At 73.7% G+C, this 19,027-nt stretch carries 14 protein-coding genes; 7 read left to right on the top strand and 7 right to left on the bottom strand.

Annotated elements, in window-relative coordinates; all coding sequences use genetic code 11:
- Positions 1–15: 15 nt before the first annotated feature.
- On the bottom strand, positions 16–678 hold the full coding sequence (locus ACZ4M5_RS05495) for a class F sortase (protein ID WP_467733366.1): 663 nt from the start codon (positions 676–678) through the stop codon (positions 16–18).
- A 129-nt stretch (positions 679–807) separates the two neighbouring features.
- The gene (locus tag ACZ4M5_RS05490; protein WP_467733364.1) at positions 808–1,329 is read right to left on the bottom strand and encodes a hypothetical protein; all 522 of its coding nucleotides are present in this window, start codon (positions 1,327–1,329) and stop codon (positions 808–810) included.
- 264 nt (positions 1,330–1,593) lie between these two features.
- On the opposite strand from ACZ4M5_RS05490, the gene ACZ4M5_RS05485 reads away from it, so the two are divergent.
- On the top strand, positions 1,594–2,208 hold the full coding sequence (locus tag ACZ4M5_RS05485; protein ID WP_467733362.1) for an NADPH-dependent FMN reductase: 615 nt from the start codon (positions 1,594–1,596) through the stop codon (positions 2,206–2,208).
- Positions 2,209–2,314: 106 nt separating this feature from the next.
- Here ACZ4M5_RS05485 and ACZ4M5_RS05480 read toward each other — a convergent pair whose 3' ends face one another.
- Positions 2,315–2,731: a gamma-glutamylcyclotransferase family protein gene (locus ACZ4M5_RS05480; protein ID WP_467733360.1), complete on the bottom strand. Its 417-nt coding sequence runs from the start codon at positions 2,729–2,731 to the stop codon at positions 2,315–2,317.
- A 139-nt stretch (positions 2,732–2,870) separates the two neighbouring features.
- Between ACZ4M5_RS05480 and ACZ4M5_RS05475 the strand changes: the two genes are divergently transcribed.
- The gene (locus tag ACZ4M5_RS05475; protein WP_467733358.1) at positions 2,871–4,517 is read left to right on the top strand and encodes a M4 family metallopeptidase; all 1,647 of its coding nucleotides are present in this window, start codon (positions 2,871–2,873) and stop codon (positions 4,515–4,517) included.
- Positions 4,518–4,547: 30 nt separating this feature from the next.
- Here the strand turns inward: ACZ4M5_RS05475 and ACZ4M5_RS05470 are convergent, their stop codons facing one another.
- Both ACZ4M5_RS05470 and ACZ4M5_RS05465 read right to left on the bottom strand, forming a co-directional pair.
- A complete protein-coding gene (locus tag ACZ4M5_RS05470; RefSeq protein ID WP_467733356.1) occupies positions 4,548–7,136 on the bottom strand; it encodes a molybdopterin oxidoreductase family protein in 2,589 nt (862 codons plus the stop codon).
- Between the two features lie 107 nt (positions 7,137–7,243).
- Entirely contained in the window at positions 7,244–7,933 is a 690-nt protein-coding gene (locus ACZ4M5_RS05465; protein WP_451877148.1) for a SanA/YdcF family protein, read from the bottom strand.
- A gap of 213 nt (positions 7,934–8,146) precedes the next feature.
- On the opposite strand from ACZ4M5_RS05465, the gene ACZ4M5_RS05460 reads away from it, so the two are divergent.
- The 5 genes from ACZ4M5_RS05460 (at position 8,147) to ACZ4M5_RS05440 (ending at position 15,241) form a co-directional block, all read left to right on the top strand.
- Positions 8,147–8,893, top strand: a complete 747-nt coding sequence (locus ACZ4M5_RS05460; RefSeq protein WP_467733353.1) for a sirohydrochlorin chelatase — start codon at positions 8,147–8,149, stop codon at positions 8,891–8,893.
- Between the two features lie 135 nt (positions 8,894–9,028).
- Positions 9,029–10,306, top strand: coding sequence for a deoxyguanosinetriphosphate triphosphohydrolase (locus ACZ4M5_RS05455; protein ID WP_467733351.1), 1,278 nt, complete (start codon positions 9,029–9,031; stop codon positions 10,304–10,306).
- 248 nt (positions 10,307–10,554) lie between these two features.
- Positions 10,555–11,820 carry an NAD(P)/FAD-dependent oxidoreductase gene (locus ACZ4M5_RS05450; protein WP_467733349.1) on the top strand — a complete coding sequence of 422 codons (1,266 nt, stop codon included), beginning with the start codon at positions 10,555–10,557 and terminating at the stop codon, positions 11,818–11,820.
- A 29-nt stretch (positions 11,821–11,849) separates the two neighbouring features.
- The gene (gene dnaG, locus ACZ4M5_RS05445) at positions 11,850–13,766 is read left to right on the top strand and encodes a DNA primase (protein ID WP_467733347.1); all 1,917 of its coding nucleotides are present in this window, start codon (positions 11,850–11,852) and stop codon (positions 13,764–13,766) included.
- A 146-nt stretch (positions 13,767–13,912) separates the two neighbouring features.
- A complete protein-coding gene (locus ACZ4M5_RS05440) occupies positions 13,913–15,241 on the top strand; it encodes an RNA polymerase sigma factor (protein WP_467733345.1) in 1,329 nt (442 codons plus the stop codon).
- A 96-nt stretch (positions 15,242–15,337) separates the two neighbouring features.
- Here the strand turns inward: ACZ4M5_RS05440 and ACZ4M5_RS05435 are convergent, their stop codons facing one another.
- Positions 15,338–17,266 carry an ABC transporter ATP-binding protein gene (locus ACZ4M5_RS05435; protein WP_467733343.1) on the bottom strand — a complete coding sequence of 643 codons (1,929 nt, stop codon included), beginning with the start codon at positions 17,264–17,266 and terminating at the stop codon, positions 15,338–15,340.
- Entirely contained in the window at positions 17,266–18,999 is a 1,734-nt protein-coding gene (locus ACZ4M5_RS05430; RefSeq protein ID WP_467733341.1) for an ABC transporter ATP-binding protein, read from the bottom strand. Before ACZ4M5_RS05430 ends, ACZ4M5_RS05435 begins: the two co-directional genes overlap by 1 nt.
- Positions 19,000–19,027: the final 28 nt, after the last annotated feature.

The raw sequence follows: 19,027 nt of genomic DNA, 5'->3' as shown, positions 1-19,027 counted from the left end.
CGGGTCCCCGTCGGGTCACCGGCTGCCGGTGAGGTGCGCGAACACGACGACGTTCCCCCGGTACCCGGTCCCGCGTGACCAGCCGCCGCCGCAGGTGATGACCCGCAACTCGGGGCGGGGGGCCGGGCCGTAGACCTTCTCGTCGGGGAAGTCGCGCGCGTCGTACACCTCGACGGCGTCCACGGTGAACACCGCGACCCCGCCGTCCCGGCGGTCCACCGCGATCGTGCTGCCCTTGGCGAGCGCGCCGAGGCGGTAGAAGACGGCGGGGCCGTCGGCGTTGTCGACGTGGCCCGCGACGATCGCGGTACCCCGTTCGCCGGGCGTGGTGCCGGCCTCGTACCACCCGGCGAGGTCCGGGCGGGAGGCGGGCGGTACGTCGAGGCTTCCGGTCCGGGTGAGACCGAGCCCGGTCAGCGGGGCGTCCACCCCGATGGCCGGGATGCGCACGCGCCGGGGCGGCGACGGCGGCAGCGCGGGCACGGACAGGTCCCGGGCCGCCTTGCCGCCCCTGCCCTCCTGCCCGGCCCCGGTCCCGGCCTGCGCCGCGGAGGGCTGGGGCGGGCCGTGCGTCGTGGCGCCGTCGCGCAGCAGCCAGGCCCCGGAGCACAGGGCGAACAGCGTCACGGCCGTCAGGGCGGCGTTCGCGTGGCCGCCGGGCCGGGGGAACCTGCGCATACCCACCCCTTCCTCGACCCCCGGACGCGGCGGGGGAGTTCGGCCCCGTTCCCCCTCCGGGCCGCGAGGGGCGTCGGACCCGGAGGGGGAGGGGCTGCGGTACCGGCGACGGACAGCGGAGGATGTCCGTCAGATCCCGTCGCCTCTCGCCCGGCGATGCAGGAGCCAGGTACCGCCCGCGGCGGCGACGGCCAGAGCCGTCACACCGGCCGCGGTCTGCACGGGATCGGGGCCCAGAGCGCCACCGACCCCCGTCTTCACACTTCCTCGCGGGTGCACCCGCTCGCGCGCCGGCGTCAGCGTGACCACCAGGTCGCCGGTGACCCGCCGCCCGCTCCCGGCGCACGTCGCGACGATCTCGTACGTGCCCGGCTGCGCGCCCGGCGGCACCCGGAACCGCCCGGTCGCCTCCTGCTCGTGCCGACCCGCCGCCAGCGGCAGGGTCCCGGCGCCGACCGCGCCGGCGTCTCCCGTCGCCGTGCCCCCGGCGCCACACGCCGCCGTCCCGACGGTGACCTGCCCGCCGGGGACCACCGACGCCGGTGACAGCTCCAGCTCACCGGCCTGCGCGCCGTACGCCGGGGCGGCGGCCAGGGCCGCTGCGGCGACGGCGAGCGCGGTACCGGTCAGCGGGCGGGCGGTACGTCGCATCGGTGCTCCTTCGAGCGGTTCGGTCGGGCGCCTGCCCTTCCGAGATAACGGGGTGTCCGGCGGCGCCGCTTTCTGAGAGGGCGTCAGAATTGGGGTGAACGGGTGTCGTGTACACCCGTCCCCGACGGCCCGTCAGGTGCGTTTCGGCTGGTCACGCGGGTCGGCCGGGCGAGAGGCGGAAATGCCCCCGGAGCAGGGGTGAACGGGTGACCCGGTGCGGCCGGGCTTGACCTCGACAAAGGTTGAGGTATCAGGCTGTGCCGCATGAACACGATCACCGCGCACACCGCCGTCCACCCGGCCGCCACCGAGCCGCTCCGGGTGACCCTCGTCGTCGGCAGCAACCGCCACGGCCGCTTCGGCCCCGTGGTCGCCGACTGGCTCCGCGGCCGGCTGACGGACCGCGACGACCTGGTCGCCGAGGTCGTCGACGTCGCCGAGGCCGACCTGCCCACGTCCCTCGAACCGACCCCCGAGGCGCGTGCCGCCCTGGCCGGCATCACCCCGAAGCTGGCCCGGGCGGACGCCTTCGTGGTCCTCACCCCCGAGTACAACCACTCCTTCCCGGCCGGCCTGAAGAACCTCGTCGACTGGCACTACGGCGAGTGGCGGGCCAAGCCCGTCGCCCTCGTCTCCTACGGCGGCCTGGCCGGGGGCCTGCGTGCCGCGGAGCACCTGCGCCAGGTCTTCGCCGAGCTGCACGCCGTGACGGTGCGCGACACCGTGTCCTTCCACAACGCCGGTGCGTCCTTCGACGACCGGGGCGCCCTGCACGACCCCTCGGGCCCGGATGCCGCGGCCAAGACCATGCTGGACCAACTGGTGTGGTGGGGCCGCGCCTTGAGGGAGGCGAGGGCGCAACACCCTTACGCTGCCTGACCCACGACGACGCCCGGCGAGGGCGCGGCATCGGCGCGAGGGCCGCTCCCGTCCGCAGCCGCCCCGCACCCGGCCCCGCGCCCCGCCGCCCCGGCTCCGCCCGCCGCTACCGCCGTCCTCGCCACTCCTGGCCCGCGACCCGCCGCCCGGCGTTGCGCAGACGCTTCGCCGCATCCGGTCCCGCCACGTACACCCAGGCCCGCACGCCCGCCCCGTCCGCGTCCCGTACGACGTCCCGTTCCACGCGCACGTACAGGCTGCGCGGATCACCCGGCGCGTACTCCTCCAGCCGGTCCAGCTCGGCGAGCAGCGCCCCGTACGCCTGGGGCAGTGCGGTCACCAGCTCCCCGCGCACCTCGCCGCCGCCCGGCTCCTCGACCGCGTACGGATAGCCCGGGCCCTCGTACAGCACGGTGTCCGCCAGCCGTGCCGGCTCCTCGGAGCGGGTGCGGCCGTGCAGGAAGAGACGGTGGTTGACCTCCCCGGGACGGAGGGTGCCGTAGACGAAGAAGGGCAGGGTCACAGGAACGATTCTGCACCCTCACACACCTCCACATCGGTGCTATGGACATGCCATGTCCGGCACGGCTTGACTCGCGGCCACCATCAACGCCGCACCCGGTCGACCCCACGCGACCGGGTGCGCCCGTACGAGGAGTCCGATGAGTCGGATACGTCAGGTCCGCGGTTCCCGTCTCGCCCTCGCCGGCACGGCCCTCGCCGGCGGTGCCGCCCTGGTGGCGGCCGTGCTCTCCCCACCCGCGGGCGCGGCCGTCCGGCCGTCCCGGGCCACCGTGACCGAGGAGGCGGCGGCGGTCCTCGCGGACCGGGCCGACGCCCTGGGTCTCACCGCGGCCCAGGACACCGAGGTCCGCGACGTCGTCGTCGACCCGGACGGCACCCGCCACGTCCGCTACGACCGCACCTACCGCCGACTCCCGGTCCTCGGCGGCGACTTCGTCCTGCACCTGAACCCGGACGGCAGCCACCGCGGCACCAGCCGCGCGACGACCGCCGCGCTCTCGCTGCCCACCGTCACCCCGAGGATCGCGGCGCCCGAGGCCGCCGGCCTCGCCGCGGGCCTGCTGCGCGCCGCGCACCTCGGCGAGACCCTGAAGAAGCTCACCGCCAAGCCGCGCCTGGTCGTCGACGCCCTGCACGGCACGCCCCGGCTGGCCTGGCAGACCGACGCCGTGGCACACGACGAGGACGGCAACCCCGTCGGGCGCACCGTGCTCACCGACGCGGGCACCGGCGACCGCATCGACACCTGGGACACCCTGGAGTCGGTCTCGGGCGACGGCCGGTCCCTCTACGGCGGCACCGTCCCGCTGCGGACCACCGAATCCGGCGGTTCGTACACGCTGAAGGACGCCACACGCGGCGGCACCCACACCGGCGACGCGCAGCACAAGACCGACCAGTGCCTGCTGACCATCTGCCTGACCCGGGCGCCCGCGACGCCGTTCACGGACGCCGACAACCACTGGGGCACGGGCGACGCCGCGGACCGGGCCACGGTGGCCGTGGACGCCCAGTACGGCACCGACGTCACCTGGGACTACTACCGGCAGGTCCACGGTCGCGAGGGCATCGCCGGCGACGGCAAGGGCACCTTCAACCGCGTCCACTACGGCAAGGACTACAACAACGCCTTCTGGGACGACACCTGCTTCTGCATGACCTACGGCGACGGCGACGGCACCCTGATGGGGCCCCTGGTCTCGCTGGACGTGGCCGGGCACGAGATGTCCCACGGCGTGACGTCCAAGACCGCGGCGCTGCGGTACTCGGGGGAGTCCGGCGGGCTGAACGAGGCCACCTCCGACATCTTCGGCACGCTGGTGGAGTTCCACGCCGGCAACGCCGAGGACCGGGGCGACTGGCGCATCGGCGAGAAGGTCGTGCGCCCGGGACTCGGCCGCGAGGCGCTGCGCTTCATGGACGAGCCGTCGAGGGACGGCAAGTCCGCCGACTGCTGGAGCGACAAGGTCGACGGCCTCGACGTGCACTACTCCTCCGGGGTCGCCAACCACTTCGCCTACCTCCTCGCCGAGGGCAGCGGCAGGAAGACGATCAACGGTGTGGTCCACGACTCGCCCACCTGTGACGGCTCGACGGTGACCGGCGTCGGCCGGGCCGCGCTGGGCCGGATCTGGTACCGCGCGCTGACCGTCTACATGACCTCCTCGACGGACTATCCGGCCGCGCGCACGGCCACCCTCACCGCGGCGAAGGACCTCTACGGGGCCGGCAGCACCGAGCACGAGGCGGTGGCGGCGGCGTGGCAGGCCGTGTCGGTGAGCTGACCCCCACGGCCGGACCGCTCGGAGCGGCCGCTACGGCCGGACCGCCTCCAGCCGTACCGCGCACGCCTTGAACTCCGGCATCCGCGACGTCGGGTCGAGCGCGGGGTTGGTGAGGGTGTTCGCCCGGCCCTCGCCCGGCCAGTGGAAGGGCATGAAGACGGTGTCGGGCCGGATGGTGGCGGTGATCCTCGCCGGCGCCACCGCCCGGCCCCGCCGCGACACCACCGCCACCGGGTCGCCCTCGGCCGCCCCGAGCCGGGCCGCCAGCCGCGGGTGCAGCTCCACGAACGGCCCGGGCGCGGCGGCGTTCAGCTCCCCGACCCGCCGGGTCTGCGCCCCGGACTGGTACTGCGCCACGACCCGGCCGGTGGTGAGCAGCAGCGGGTACTCCTCGTCGGGCTCCTCGGCGATCGCCCGGTGCGAGACGGCCACGAACCGGGCACGGCCGTCGGCAGTGGCGAAACGCTCGAGAAACAACCGCGGCGTACCGGGGTGCACGCCCTCGGCCCGTCCGGCCGGCGTGCCGGGGTTCACGCCCGTGATTCCTCCGGCCGCCGCGGCGGGGCGCGCGCCCGGCGGGTTCTCGATGGGCGCGCCCGGTCGCGGGCCTGCCGTGGTCTCGGTCGGCGTGCCCGGGTGCACACCCGCGGCCCCAACGGCCGTCGCGGCGGGGTGCACGCCCGGCGGGTTCTCGATGACCGCGCCCGGTCGCGGGACTGCCGTGGTCTCGGTCGGCGTGCCGGGGTGCACACCCGCGGCCCCACCGGGCGTCGCGGCGGGGTGCGTGCCCGCCGGGGTCTCGGCCGGTGTGCCCGGTCGCGCCCCTGCCATGTCCCCGGTGGGCGCGCCCGGTCGCGGGACTGCCGTGGTCTCGGTCGGCGTGCCGGGGTGCATGCCCGTGGTTCCTGCGGCCGGGGCACCCGGGTGGCCGCCCGCCGGCCGACCGGCGAGGTCGTCGGTCGCAGGTGGGGCGTCGAGCAGCGCGTCCGCGCTGCCGTGCGGCGCCGGTGGTTCGGCCGGGCAGGGCCAGAACACCCCGTTCTCCTCGGCCAGCCTGCGGTAGGTGATCCCCGAGTAGTCCGCGGGCCCGCCCGCGCTCGCCCGCCGCAGTTCCTCGAACACCTCCTCCGGGTCCGCCGGGAAGCCCTTCTCCACGCCCAGCCGGACAGCCAGTTCGCCCAGGACCTCCAGGTCGCTGCGGACGCCCTCCGGCGGGTCGACCGCCCGGCGGCGCAGCAGGACCCGACCCTCCAGGTTCGTCGTCGTGCCCGTCTCCTCCGCCCACTGCGTGACCGGCAGCACCACGTCCGCGAGCGCCGCCGTCTCGGACAGCACCACGTCGCAGACCGCCAGGAAGTCCAGCGACCGGATCCGCTCCTCCACGTGCGCGGCCCGGGGCGCCGACACCACCGGGTTGGACGCCATCAGCAGCAGCGACCTGATGTCCGTGCCCAGCGCGTCCAGCAGCTCGTACGCGCTGCGCCCCGGCCCCGGCAGACTGTCCGGGTCCACGCCCCACACCCCGGCGACATGCGCCCGGGCCGCCGGGTCGTCCAGCTTGCGGTACCCCGGCAACTGGTCGGCCTTCTGCCCGTGTTCGCGCCCGCCCTGGCCGTTGCCCTGCCCCGTCAGACAGCCGTACCCGGACCGGGGCCGGCCCGGCCGGCCGGTCGCCAGGCACAGGTTGATCCAGGCGCCCACGGTGTCCGTGCCCTTGGACTGCTGCTCGGGCCCCCGGGCGGTGAGCACCATCGCCGACTCCGGCTCGCAGAACAGCCGTACGGTCTCCCGCAGTCGGGGGACGGGCACCCCCGTGATCCGCTCGACGTACTCCGGCCAGTGCGCCATGGCGGCGGCCCGGGCCTCCTCCCAGCCCGTGGTCCGGGCGGCGACGTACTCCTCGTCCACCCGGCCCTCGGCGATCACCAGGTGCAGCAGTCCCAGGGCGAGGGCCAGATCGGTGCCCGGGCGGGGAGCCAGGTGCAGATCGGCCTGTTCGGCCGTCCTGGTCCGCCGCGGGTCGACGACGATCAGCGTGCCGCCGTTCTCCCGCAGTTCGGCGAAGTACCGCATCGACGGCGGCATGGTCTCCGCCGGGTTCGACCCGACGAGGATGACGCAACCCGACCTCGGGATGTCCTCCAGCGGGAACGGCAGGCCCCGGTCCAGCCCGAACGCCCTGATCCCGGCCGCCGCCGCGGACGACATGCAGAACCGCCCGTTGTAGTCGATCTGCGAGGTGCCGAGCACGACCCGCGCGAACTTGCCGAGGCTGTAGGCCTTCTCGTTCGTCAGCCCGCCTCCGCCGAACACCCCGACCGCGTCCGGCCCGTGCGCGGCACGCGTACGCCGCAGGCCCGCCGCGATCCGGTCCAGGGCCTCGTCCCAGGAGGCCGGCACGAGCGTGCCGTCCCCGCCGCGCACCAGCGGCGAGGTCAGCCGGACGTCCCGTGCGAGCACCGCCGGTGCGGTACGGCCCTTGCCGCACAACGCGCCCCGGTTCACCGGGAAGTCCGTCCGCTCGCTCACCTCGACGCTCCCGTCCGGTGCGGGCACGAGGTTCATCCCGCACTGCAGGGCGCAGTACGGGCAGTGCGTGGGCGTCACGGTGTTCTGCATGCCGACCAGCGTGCGCGGGCCGTGTTACGCCCGGGGCGGGCCCCCTGTTACACGGCGGGGACGGCGACCTCCCCGCCGCCGCCCGGCCCGCGTGAGGTGCGCGACCGCTACCGCCCGCCCGCGGCCAGCGCCCGTTCCACACCCGGCTCGCGTGGCCCCAGGAAACGCGGGTCGGGCCGCAACGCCGCGTCCACGGCCGCCTTCCCGGCCGCGAGGATCTCCCGGGCGCCCCCGTAGTACCAGGTCGCGTCGTGCACCGCGTCCACCCCGACCCCGTAGGACTCCACCCCGGCGGCGCGGCACAGCGCCACCGCGCGCCGGATGTGGAAGCCCTGGCTGATCAGTACGGCCTCGTCCACGCCGAAGATCTTCTTCGCGCGCACGCACGAGTCCCACGTGTCGAATCCCGCGTAGTCGCTGACGATCCGCCCGTCGGGCACCCCGTGCCGGGTCAGGTAGGCGCGCATGGCGTCCGGCTCGTCGTAGTCCTCGCGGCTGTTGTCCCCGGTGACGAGCACCACCCGCACCCGCCCGTCCCGGTACAGCTCGGCCGCCGCGTCCAGCCGGTGGGCGAGGTAGGGGGAGGGCTCGCCGTCCCACAACCCGGCCCCGAACACCACCGCGACGTCGGTGCGCGGGACGTCGGCCGTCGAGCGCAGCCGGCCGTCCGCCACCAGGTGCATCCAGGTCGCGGGCAGCAGGGCGAGCACGCACCCGGCCATCACGGCCTGCACCAGCCGCCGTCGCCCCCGCCGGGTGCGCGGCAGCCGCGGTCTGCGCAAGGTCACTGGACGCATCGGACGGTCCCTCCCCGGATCGGCCCCTCACCGTCAGGGACGCCCGGCCGCACCGCCCGGTTCACTCCGGCTCCGGTGACGATCTTCACGCGGCCGGCCGAAACCGCAGCTCACAGCGGCTCACACCGTGCCCGCCCCGGGGCGTGAGCCACCGGAAAACCCCCGTGACCCCCGCGCAACGGCGAGGACACACGGCCCCGTGACCATGGAGGCATGTCCAGCCCTCCCGCGCAGCCCACCCCGCCCGCTCTCGTGGCCGTCGCCCACGGCAGCCGCGACCCCCGCGCGCTGCGCACGGTGAGCGCGCTGCTGGACCGGGTCCGCGCCCTGCGCCCCGACGTGCCGGTGCACCTCGGGCACATCGAGCTGAACGCCCCCCTGCTTCCCGAGACGCTCGCCGCCCTCGGCGACCGGGAGGCGGTCCTCGTCCCGCTGCTCCTCGGCCGCGGCCACCACGTCAAGCGGGACATCCCCGCGACGGCCGCCGCCTCGGGCGCCCGCACCCGTCCGGCGCCGCCCCTCGGACCCCACCCCCTCCTGGTGGACGCCCTCCAGGACCGTCTGACGGAGGCCGGCTGGGGCGGCACACCCCGCCGCACCAGCGCGGTGGTCCTCGCCGCGGCGGGCTCCCGCGACCCGGACGCGAGAGCGGACACCGCGCGCACGGCGCACCTCCTGGCGGCCCGCCTCGGTGTCCCGGTCGTTCCCGCCTACGCCTCGGCCGCCACCCCCACGGTCGCCACCGCGGTCCGCACCCTGCTGGCGAGGGGCCGCCGCCACATCGCCCTCGCGTCCTGCTTCACGGCCCCCGGCCGCTTCGCCACCGAGTGCGCCCAGGCGGCCCCGTGGATCGCGGCGGCCCCCCTGGGCGACCACCCCGCCATGGCCCGGCTCCTCCTCCACCGCTACGACCAGGCCCTGCACAGCTCACCCGCGACACCGCAGCCGGCCCGGGTCTGACATCGCACGGCGGGGCCACCCCCTAGAGGGGCGCGGGGAACTGCGCGACGAGCCAGGACGATCCCGCACCCGCCGGACCACCGCACCCGGCAGCCGCTCCGGCACGCCGCACCCCCGTGCCCGTACTGTCGACCCATGCCAGGCACCACGACGAACCCCACCGCCTACGACCCGACGTCAGTCGAGCGCTGGGCCCCCGAACCGGACAAGCGCCCCGGCCGCACGGCCTTCCAGCGCGACCGCGCCCGAGTCCTGCACTCCGCCGCCCTGCGCCGCCTCGCCGGCAAGACCCAGGTGGTCACGCCCGGCACGCTCGGACCCGCCTGGGACGCCAGCCCCCGCACCCGCCTCACCCACTCCCTGGAGTGCGCCCAGGTCGGCCGGGAGCTGGGCGCGGCCCTCGGCTGCGACCCCGACCTCGTCGAAGCGGCCTGCCTCTCCCACGACCTGGGCCACCCGCCCTTCGGCCACAACGGCGAACAGGCCCTGAACGAGTTCGCCGCGGACTGCGGCGGCTTCGAGGGCAACGCCCAGTCGCTCAGGCTCCTCACCCGCATCGAGCCCAAGCGGTTCACCCCGGAGGGGTCCGTCGGCCTCAACCTCACCCGGGCCGCCCTCGACGCCGCGACCAAGTACCCCTGGCCCCGCGGCGGCCACCCCACCGACCCCGACTCGCCCAAGTTCGGCGTCTACGAGGACGACCGCCCCGTCTTCGACTGGCTCCGCAAGGACGCCCCCGGCACCCGCACCTGCTTCGAGGCGCAGGTCATGGACTGGTCCGACGACGTGGCCTACTCGGTGCACGACGTCGAGGACGGACTGCACGCCGGCCACATCGACCCCAACTGCCTGCACGCGGACCCCGAACGGGACGACGTCTTCCAGGTCGCGCTCGGCCGCTACGTGCCGCCCGGCACCGACCCGGCCGAACTCGCCGAGGCCCTCGACCGGCTCCTCGCCCAGGAGTGGTGGCCGCACGGCTACGACGGCACCGCCGTCGCGCAGGCCCGCCTCAAGGACGCCACGAGCCAGCTCATCGGCCGCTTCTGCCTGGCCGCCGAGGCCGCGACCCGGGCCGCCTGGGGGCCCGGGCGGCTCACCCGGTACGCCGCCGAACTCGTCGTCCCGCGCGAGACGCGCATGGAGTGCGCCGTGCTCAAGGCCGTCGCCGACCTGTACGTGATGCAGCGGGCCGAGCAGGAACGCCTGCGCGCCGACCAGCGGATCGTCGTCGCCGAGCTCGCCGAGGCGCTCACCGCGCGGGCACCGGACGGCCTGGACCCGCAGTTCCGGGCGCTGTTCGACCAGGCGACCGACGACCGCGCCCGCAAGCGGGCCGTCGTCGACCAGATCGCCTCCCTCACCGACACCTCGGCCCGGTCGTTGCACGCCCGGCTGACGGGGCACGCGTAGGACGGGCGGGCTCGCGTAAGACGGGCGGGCTCGCGTAAGACGGGCGGGCACGCGTAAGACGGGCGGGCACGCGTAGGACGGGCGTGCACGCGTAAGACGGGCGGGGCACGCGTGAGACGGGCGGGACCCGCGGGGCGCGAGCGCCGCCCAAGGTGACACTGCGTGGCCTGATCGGGTCACACCCCCTTCCCGCATCACGCTCCGTGCGGGACGCTCGCAAGTGCGACACCCTGACGAGGAGGCATCAAGTGGTCGACGCGGATCAGACATTCGTCATCGTCGGAGGCGGACTGGCCGGCGCCAAGGCGGCCGAGACGCTCCGCGCGGAGGGCTTCACCGGCCGCGTGATACTGATCTGCGACGAACGGGACCACCCCTACGAGCGCCCGGCCCTGTCCAAGGGCTACCTCCTCGGCAAGGAGGAACGCGACAGCGTCTTCGTCCACGAACCCGCCTGGTACGCGGCGAACGACATCGAGCTGCACCTCGGCCAGACCGTCGACGCCGTCGACCGCACGGCCAGGACGGTCCGCTTCGGCGACGACGGCACCGTCGTGCGCTACGACAAGCTGCTCCTGGCGACCGGCGCCGAACCCCGGCGGCTCGACATCCCGGGCACCGACCTGGCGGGCGTGCACCACCTGCGGCGCCTCGCCCACGCCGAACGCCTCAAGCACGTGCTGGCCAACCTCGGCCGCGACAACGGCCACCTCGTGATCGCCGGGGCCGGCTGGATCGGCCTGGAGGTCGCGGCGGCCGCCCGCGAGTACGGCGCGGAGGTCACCGTCGTCGAGCACGGGCCGACCCCGCTGCACGGCGTGCTCGGCCCGGAACTCGGCGGGCTCTTCGCCGAGCTGCACCGCGACCACGGCGTCCGCTTCCACTTCGGCGCCCGCCTGACCGAGATCACCGGCCAGGACGGCATGGTCCTCGCGGCCCGCACCGACGACGGCGAGGAGCACCCGGCCCACGACGTCCTGGCGGCCATCGGCGCCGCCCCGCGCACCCACCTCGCCGAGGCGGCCGGCCTGGAGGTCGCCGACCCCGCCCTCGGTGGCGGCATCGTCGTCGACGAGCGGCTGCGCACCTCCGACCCGGACGTCTACGCCGCCGGTGACGTCGTCTCCTTCCCGCACGCCCTGTTCGACACGCGCATGCGGGTCGAGCACTGGGCCAACGCCCTCAACGGCGGCCCGGCCGCCGCGCGCTCCATGCTGGGCCGGGACGTGACGTACGACCGGGTGCCGTACTTCTTCTCCGACCAGTACGACCTGGGCATGGAGTACTCCGGCTGGGCGCCGCCGGGCAGCTACGACCAGGTGGTGGTGCGGGGCGACGCGGGCAAGCGCGAGTTCATCGCGTTCTGGGTGAAGGACGGGCGGGTGCTGGCCGGGATGAACGTGAACGTGTGGAACGTCACGGACAAGATCCAGCGTCTGGTCCGCAGCCGCGCCCAGGTGAACACGGACAATCTGGCCGATCCGCACGTTCCGCTCGAAAACCTCGCACCGTGAGTGTCACTGCGCCCCCGTAGAATTCACGCGTGGCAGGACGGATCAACGACGAGGACGTGAAGGCGGTACGGGACGCGGTCCCGATCGACGCCGTGGTGTCCGAGTACCTCCAGCTGCGCAACGCGGGCGGCGGCAACCTCAAGGGACTGTGCCCGTTCCACGACGAGAAGTCGCCCTCCTTCCAGGTCAGCCCGAGCAAGGGGTTCTTCCACTGCTTCGGCTGCCAGGAGGGCGGCGACACCATCACGTTCGTGATGAAGATCGACCACCTCACCTTCTCGGAGGCGGTCGAGCGCCTGGCCGGCCAGGCGGGCATCACCCTGCGCTACGAGGAGGGCGGCTACAACCCCTCCCACCAGCGCGGCGAGCGGATCCGCCTGGTCGAGGCCCACAAGATCGCCGCGGAGTGGTACGCGGAACAGCTCGCGACCAGCCCGGAGGCCGACACCGGCCGCCAGTTCCTCGCCGAGCGCGGCTTCGACCAGGCCGCCGCCCGGCACTTCTCCGTCGGTTACAGCCCCCAGGGCTGGGACCACCTCACGCGCTTCCTGCGCGGCAAGGGCTTCACCGACAAGGAGCTGCTGCTCTCCGGCCTCTCCCAGGAGGGCCGCCGCGGCCCCATCGACCGCTTCCGCGGCCGGCTGATGTGGCCCATCCGCGACATCGGCGGCGAGGTGGTCGGCTTCGGCGCCCGCAAGCTCTACGAGGCGGACAACGGCCCCAAGTACCTCAACACGCCCGAGACGGCGATCTACAAGAAGTCCCAGGTCCTCTACGGCATCGACCTCGCCAAGAAGGACATCGCCAAGGCCTCCCGCGCGGTCGTCGTCGAGGGCTACACGGACGTCATGGCCTGCCACCTCGCCGGCGTCACCACCGCCATCGCCACCTGCGGCACCGCCTTCGGCGGCGACCACATCAAGATCCTGCGCCGGCTGCTCATGGACAACGGCTCGGCCCGCGTCATCTTCACCTTCGACGGCGACGCCGCCGGCCAGAAGGCGGCCCTGCGCGCCTTCGAGGACGACCAGAAGTTCGCAGCCGAGACGTACATCGCCATCGCCCCGGACGGCATGGACCCCTGCGACCTGCGCCTGGCCAAGGGCGACGAGGCCGTCGCCGATCTGGTCGAACCCCGCACCCCCCTCTTCGAGTTCGCCCTGCGCCAGATCGTGGCCCGCTACGACCTCGACACCCCCGCGGGCCGCGCCGCCGCCCTGGACGAGGCCGCCCCGGTCGTCGCCCGCATCAAGAACAGCGGCGCCCAGCACGAGGTCGCCGTGCAGCTCGCCGGCATGCTCGGCATCCTCGACACCCAGTTCGTCGTCAAGCGCGTGGCGCAACTGGCCCGCTGGTCCCGCGAGCGCGGCGGCAAGGGTCCCGCCCCCGACCGGCACGCGTCGCCCCAGCAGTACACCGCCCAGCCGCCCGCCGCCCCCCGCGGCCCGGCCCTCAACCTGCGCAACCCCGTTTACGCCACCGAGCGCGAGCTGCTCAAACTCGCCCTCCAGCGCCCCGAGCTGGTCTCCCCGGCCTTCGACGCGTACGGCGTGGACGAGTTCACCGCCCCGCCCTACGCCGCCGTGCGCCAGGCCATCCTGGACGCGGGCGGCGCCGAGTCGGGCGTCGCCGACCCCCAGGACTACCTGGTCAAGGTCCGCGAGGCCGCGCCCGACGACGCGGTCCGCGCGATGGTCACGGAGCTGGCCGTCGAGGCGATCATGCTGCACAAGGGCGTGAAGGGCGTCGACGAGACCTACGCCGGAGCCCAGCTGGTCACCGTCCGCCGCCGCGCCGTGGAGCGCCGCATCCGCGACATCACCGGCCGCCTCACCCGCCTCGGCAACCACGGCGACCCGGCCGAACTGGCCGCCGTCCAGAACGAACTGTGGGTCCTCCAGCAGTACGACCAGACCCTGCGCGCGCACGGCGCCGCCGCCCTCTGACGCGCCGTCGGGGCCGTCACCACGCGTAAGGGACACGTGAGGCATCCGGTTTCCCACCGGGGGCGACCGCCGGTCACGGACCGGAAGCAAAAAGTCACCGCACGCCCCTCGTGGCGGTGATGTGTCGTACCCCACACTGGGGTGCGGTGCCTGAGTCCCCGGAGCGCGGCCGATCCGTCACCGACGGGTTCCGGACCCCCGCGGTTCCGCCCATCGCGTACGGGACGGAATGCGGCGAGGCCGCCGACTCCGCTCCCGACGTACCGCTGCCGCAGCCACTGGCAGCGATCATCCTGGAGGTCGCCCCCGTGCAGACCCAGACCCTCAGCCAGACCGACGCCGCCCCGGCCCGCCGCGCCGGCGCTCCGGTGCCCGACGCGCAGGCCGACGCCCTGCCCGGGGTCCCTGTGCAGGACCGCGCCGGGCAGCACCCGGAGACGGAACCGGAATCCGAACCGGAAGCGGAACCGGAAGCGGAGCCCGAGGAGCCGCCCGCCGAGACGATCGAGACGGCCGGGGCCGCCGAGGCCGCCGAACCGCCGCCCGTGCGCACGGAGACCGGCGGCCCCTCCTCGGACCTGTTCCGCCAGTACCTGCGGGAGATCGGCCGCGTCCCCCTGCTGACCGCCGCGGAGGAGGTGGAACTCGCCCGCCGCGTCGAGGCCGGCCTGTTCGCCGAGGAGAAGCTGCGGCTCACCCCCGACCTGGACAGCCGGCTGGCCTCGGACCTCGACCGGCTCGTGGTGATGGGCCGCGTCGCCAAACGCCGCCTCATCGAGGCCAATCTGCGCCTGGTCGTCTCCGTCGCCAAGCGCTACGTCGGCCGCGGGCTGACCATGCTGGACCTCGTCCAGGAAGGCAACCTCGGCCTCATCCGCGCGGTCGAGAAGTTCGACTACGCCCGCGGCTACAAGTTCTCCACGTACGCCACCTGGTGGATCCGGCAGGCCATGTCCCGCGCCCTGGCCGACCAGGCCCGCACGATACGCGTGCCCGTCCACGTCGTGGAGCTCATCAACCGGGTGGTGCGGGTGCAGCGCCGCATGCTCCAGGAGCGGGGCTACGAGCCGACGCCCCAAGAGGTCGCGGCCCACCTGGAGTTGCCGCCCGAGCGGGTCGGGGAGGTGCTGCGTCTGGCCCAGGAGCCGGTGTCGCTGCACGCGCCCGTGGGCGAGGAGGACGACGTCGCCCTCGGCGACCTCATCGAGGACGGCGACGCGGCCTCCCCGGTGGAGTCGGCGGCCTTCCTGCTGCTCCGGGAGCACCTGGAAGCGGTGCTGTCCACCCTGGGCGAGCGGGAGCGCAAGGTCGTGCAGCTCCGGTACGGCCTGGCCGACGGCCGCCCGCGCACGCTGGAGGAGATCGGCCGCATCTTCGGGGTGACGCGGGAACGGATACGCCAGATCGAGTCCAAGACCCTGAACAAGCTGCGGGACCACGCGTTCGCGGACCAGCTGCGGGGCTATCTGGACTGACGCCGGGTGCGTGTCCCTCAAGGGGCGCGGGGAACTGCGCGACCAGCCACGGCGGGCCCGCAGCCGCCCCACGCCCCCTGCACCCCCGGACCCGGCTCAGTCCACCTCCGCCACCGCCTGCGCGAACTGCGCCTTGTACAACCGGGCATACGCACCGCCGGCCCCCAGCAGGTCCTCGTGCGTGCCCTGTTCGACGATCGCCCCGTTCTCCATGACCAGGATCGCGTCCGCGTCCCGGATCGTGGAGAGCCGGTGCGCGATGACGAACGAGGTCCGCCCGTGCGCCAGTTTGGCCATGGCCTTCTGGATCAGCACCTCGGTCCGCGTGTCGACCGAGCTCGTCGCCTCGTCCAGCACCAGGATCACCGGGTCGGACAGGAACGCCCGGGCGATGGTGATGAGCTGCTTCTCGCCCGCGCTGACCCCCGTGCCCTCGTCGTCGATCACGGTGTCGTACCCGTCCGGAAGCGTCCGCACGAACCGGTCCGCGTGCGCCGCCCGCGCGGCCTCCTCGATCTCCCCCCGGGTGACCTGCCGCGCGGCGCCGTAGGCGATGTTCTCCGCGATCGTGCCGCCGAACAGCCAGGTGTCCTGCAGCACCATGCCGATCCCGGCGCGCAGTTCGTCCCGGGACATCCGCGCGATGTCCACGCCGTCGAGGGTGATCCGGCCGCCGGTGACGTCGTAGAACCGCATCAGCAGGTTCACCAGGGTCGTCTTGCCCGCGCCGGTCGGCCCGACGATGGCCACCGTCTGCCCCGGCTCCACCGTCAGCGACAGGTCCTCGATGAGCGGCTTGTCGGGGTCGTAGCGGAACGACACGTGCTCCAGCGCCACCCGCCCGCGCAGCTCCTCGGGCCGTACTCCCGGCACGGGGTCGGCGCCCTGCTCCTCGGCGTCGAGCAGTTCGAAGACGCGCTCCGCGGAGGCGACCCCCGACTGCACCAGGTTGGCCATCGACGCCAGCTGCGTCAGCGGCATGGAGAACTGCCGCGAGTACTGGATGAACGCCTGCACGTCGCCGATGGACAGCGAGCCGGAGGCCACCCGCAACCCGCCGACGACCGCGACCAGCACGTAGTTGAGGTTCGACACGAACATCATCAGCGGCTGCATGACGCCGCTGTTGAACTGCGCCCTGAACCCCGCCTCGTACAGTGCCTCGTTCTGCTCGGCGAACTGCCGCGCCGACTCCTCCTGCCGCCCGAACACCTTCACCAGGGTGTGCCCGGTGTACATCTCCTCGATGTGGGCGTTCAGCGTGCCGGTGGACCGCCACTGCTGCACGAAGTGCGGCTGCGAGCGCTTGCCCACGCGCGTGGCGACGACGAACGACAGCGGCACGGTCACGAGCGCGACCAGCGCCAGGATCCACGAGACCCAGAACATCATCGCGAGCACGCCGATGACGGTCAGCACCGAGTTGATGAGCTGCCCCATCGACTGCTGCAGCGTCTGCCCGATGTTGTCGATGTCGTTGGTCGCCCGGGACAGCACCTCACCGCGCTGACGCTTGTCGAAGTACGACAGCGGCAGCCGCGACAGCTTCGTCTGGACGTCCTCGCGCATCCGGAACATGGTCCGGTTCACGGCCCGGTTCACCAGCCGCGTCGCCACCGCCATCAGCAGCCCGGCCACCGTGAACACACCCAGCGCCAGCAGCAGCACGTGCCCGACGGCCGTGAAGTCGATGCCCTCGCCCGGGGTGAAGTCGGTGCCGCGCAGCATGTCGGCGACATCACCGTCCCCGCGCTGCCGCATCTGCTCCAGGATCTGCTCCTTGGACGCCCCGGCGGGCATGCCGCGCCCGACGATGCCCGCGAAGACCAGGTCGGTCGCCCTGCCGAGGATCTTCGGCCCGACGACGCTGAGCCCGACGCTGAGCACCACGCAGGCCAGCAGCACGCAGACGGTCGCACGCTCGGGCCGGAACCGGGCGACGAGCCGTTTGCCCGATCCCTTGAAGTCCAGCGAGCGCTGGTCGGGGCCGCCCCCGGCCATCATCCGCCCCATGGGCCCCGCCATCAGGCCGCCTCCGCTTCCGTGAGCTGGGAGAGCACGATCTCCCGGTAGGTCTCGTTGTCCGCCATCAGTTCGTGGTGCCGGCCGGTGCCGACCACCCGGCCCTCGTCCAGCACGACGATCCGGTCGGCGTCCCGGATGGTCGCCACCCGCTGGGCGACGATCACCACCGTCGCCTCGGCGGTCTCCCGCCCGAGGGCGGCCCGCAGGGCGGCGTCCGTGGCGTAGTCGAGGGCGGAGAAGGAGTCGTCGAAGAGGTAGATCTCGGGCCGCTGCACCAGCGTCCGGGCGATGGCGAGCCGTTGCCGCTGACCGCCGGAGACGTTGGTCCCGCCCTGTGCGATCGGCGCGTCCAGCCCGCCCTCCAGCCGTTCGACGAACTCCTTGCCCTGCGCCACCTCCAGGGCGTGCCACAACTCCTCGTCGGTGGCGTCCGGATTGCCGTAGCGCAGGTTGGTCGCCACCGTGCCCGCGAACAGGTACGGCTTCTGCGGCACCAGCCCGACCGTGCGCGCGAGCAGCCGCGGGTCGAGGTCCGCGACCTCCACCCCGTCGACGAGGACCTGCCCCTCGGTGGCGTCGAACAGCCGCGGGACCAGCCCGAGCAGGGTCGACTTGCCGCTGCCGGTCGAGCCGATGACGGCGGTCGTCTCGCCCGGCCTGGCCACCAGGTCCACGGCCCGCAGCACCGGCTCCTCGGCACCCGGATAGCGGAAGCCGGCCCCGCGGATCTCCAGATGGCCGTGCCGGCGCAGCTCCCGCACCGGTGCCGTCGGCGGCACCACGCTGGAGGAGGTGTCGAGCACCTCCTGGATGCGCTCGGCGCACACCTCGGCGCGCGGCACCATCATGAACATGAAGGTGGCCATCATCACGGACATGACGATCTGCATCAGATAGGCGAGGAACGCGGTCAGGTCGCCGATCTGCATCCCGCCGCTGTCGATGCGGTGCGCACCGAACCACACGACGGCGATGGACGACAGGTTTACCACCGTCATGACGATCGGGAACATCAGCGCGAGCAGGTTGCCGGTGCCCAGCGCGAACCGGGTCAGTTCGGTGTTGGCCTCGCGGAAGCGCTGCTGCTCGTACTCGTCGCGGACGAAGGCCCGGATCACGCGGTTGCCGCTGATCTGCTCGCGCAGCACCCGGTTGACGGTGTCCAGCCGCCCCTGCATCGAGCGGAACAGCGGCCGCAGCCGCCGCACGATCAGCGTCACGCAGACGCCCAGCACCGGCACGACCGCCACCAGCACCCCGGACAGCGGCACGTCCAGACCGAGCGCCAGCACGATGCCGCCGACGCACATGATCGGAGCCGACACCATCAGCGTGAACGTCATCAGCGCCAGCATCTGCACCTGCTGGACGTCGTTGGTCGTCCGGGTGATCAGCGACGGGGCGCCGAAGTGGCCCAGCTCACGCGCGGAGAACGACTGCACCCGGTCGAACACGGCGCCGCGCAGGTCCCGCCCCAGGGCGGAGGCGGTACGGGCGCCGTAGTACACCGCGCCGATGTTGCACACGACCTGCACCAGCGAGATGCCGATCATCAGCGCGCCGTAGGCCATGATGTAGCCGGTGTCGCCCTCGACGACGCCCCGGTCGATGATGTCCGCGTTCAGCGTGGGCAGGTAGAGCGTGGCGCAGGTCTGCAGGAACTGCAGCAGCACCAGCAGGGCGATGGGTCTCTTGTAGGGCCTGAGGCAGGTCCGCAGGAGTCGTATGAGCACGCTGCTTCTCTCGGAGTGGTCGACGGGG

This window comes from Streptomyces sp. NPDC026246 (genome assembly GCF_055567995.1).
This window is presented reverse-complemented; position numbering and strand designations above follow the sequence as displayed.

Excerpts from the sequence above, each read along its gene's own strand:
- ACZ4M5_RS05495 (WP_467733366.1), bottom strand. The coding sequence starts at position 678 with ATGCGCAGGTTCCCCCGGCCCGGCGGCCACGCGAACGCCGCCCTGACG.
- ACZ4M5_RS05490 (WP_467733364.1), bottom strand. The coding sequence starts at position 1,329 with ATGCGACGTACCGCCCGCCCGCTGACCGGTACCGCGCTCGCCGTCGCC.
- ACZ4M5_RS05485 (WP_467733362.1), top strand. The coding sequence starts at position 1,594 with ATGAACACGATCACCGCGCACACCGCCGTCCACCCGGCCGCCACCGAG.
- ACZ4M5_RS05475 (WP_467733358.1), top strand. The coding sequence starts at position 2,871 with ATGAGTCGGATACGTCAGGTCCGCGGTTCCCGTCTCGCCCTCGCCGGC.
- ACZ4M5_RS05470 (WP_467733356.1), bottom strand. The coding sequence starts at position 7,136 with ATGCAGAACACCGTGACGCCCACGCACTGCCCGTACTGCGCCCTGCAG.
- ACZ4M5_RS05465 (WP_451877148.1), bottom strand. The coding sequence starts at position 7,933 with ATGCGTCCAGTGACCTTGCGCAGACCGCGGCTGCCGCGCACCCGGCGG.
- ACZ4M5_RS05460 (WP_467733353.1), top strand. The coding sequence starts at position 8,147 with ATGTCCAGCCCTCCCGCGCAGCCCACCCCGCCCGCTCTCGTGGCCGTC.
- ACZ4M5_RS05455 (WP_467733351.1), top strand. The coding sequence starts at position 9,029 with ATGCCAGGCACCACGACGAACCCCACCGCCTACGACCCGACGTCAGTC.
- ACZ4M5_RS05435 (WP_467733343.1), bottom strand. The coding sequence starts at position 17,266 with ATGGCGGGGCCCATGGGGCGGATGATGGCCGGGGGCGGCCCCGACCAG.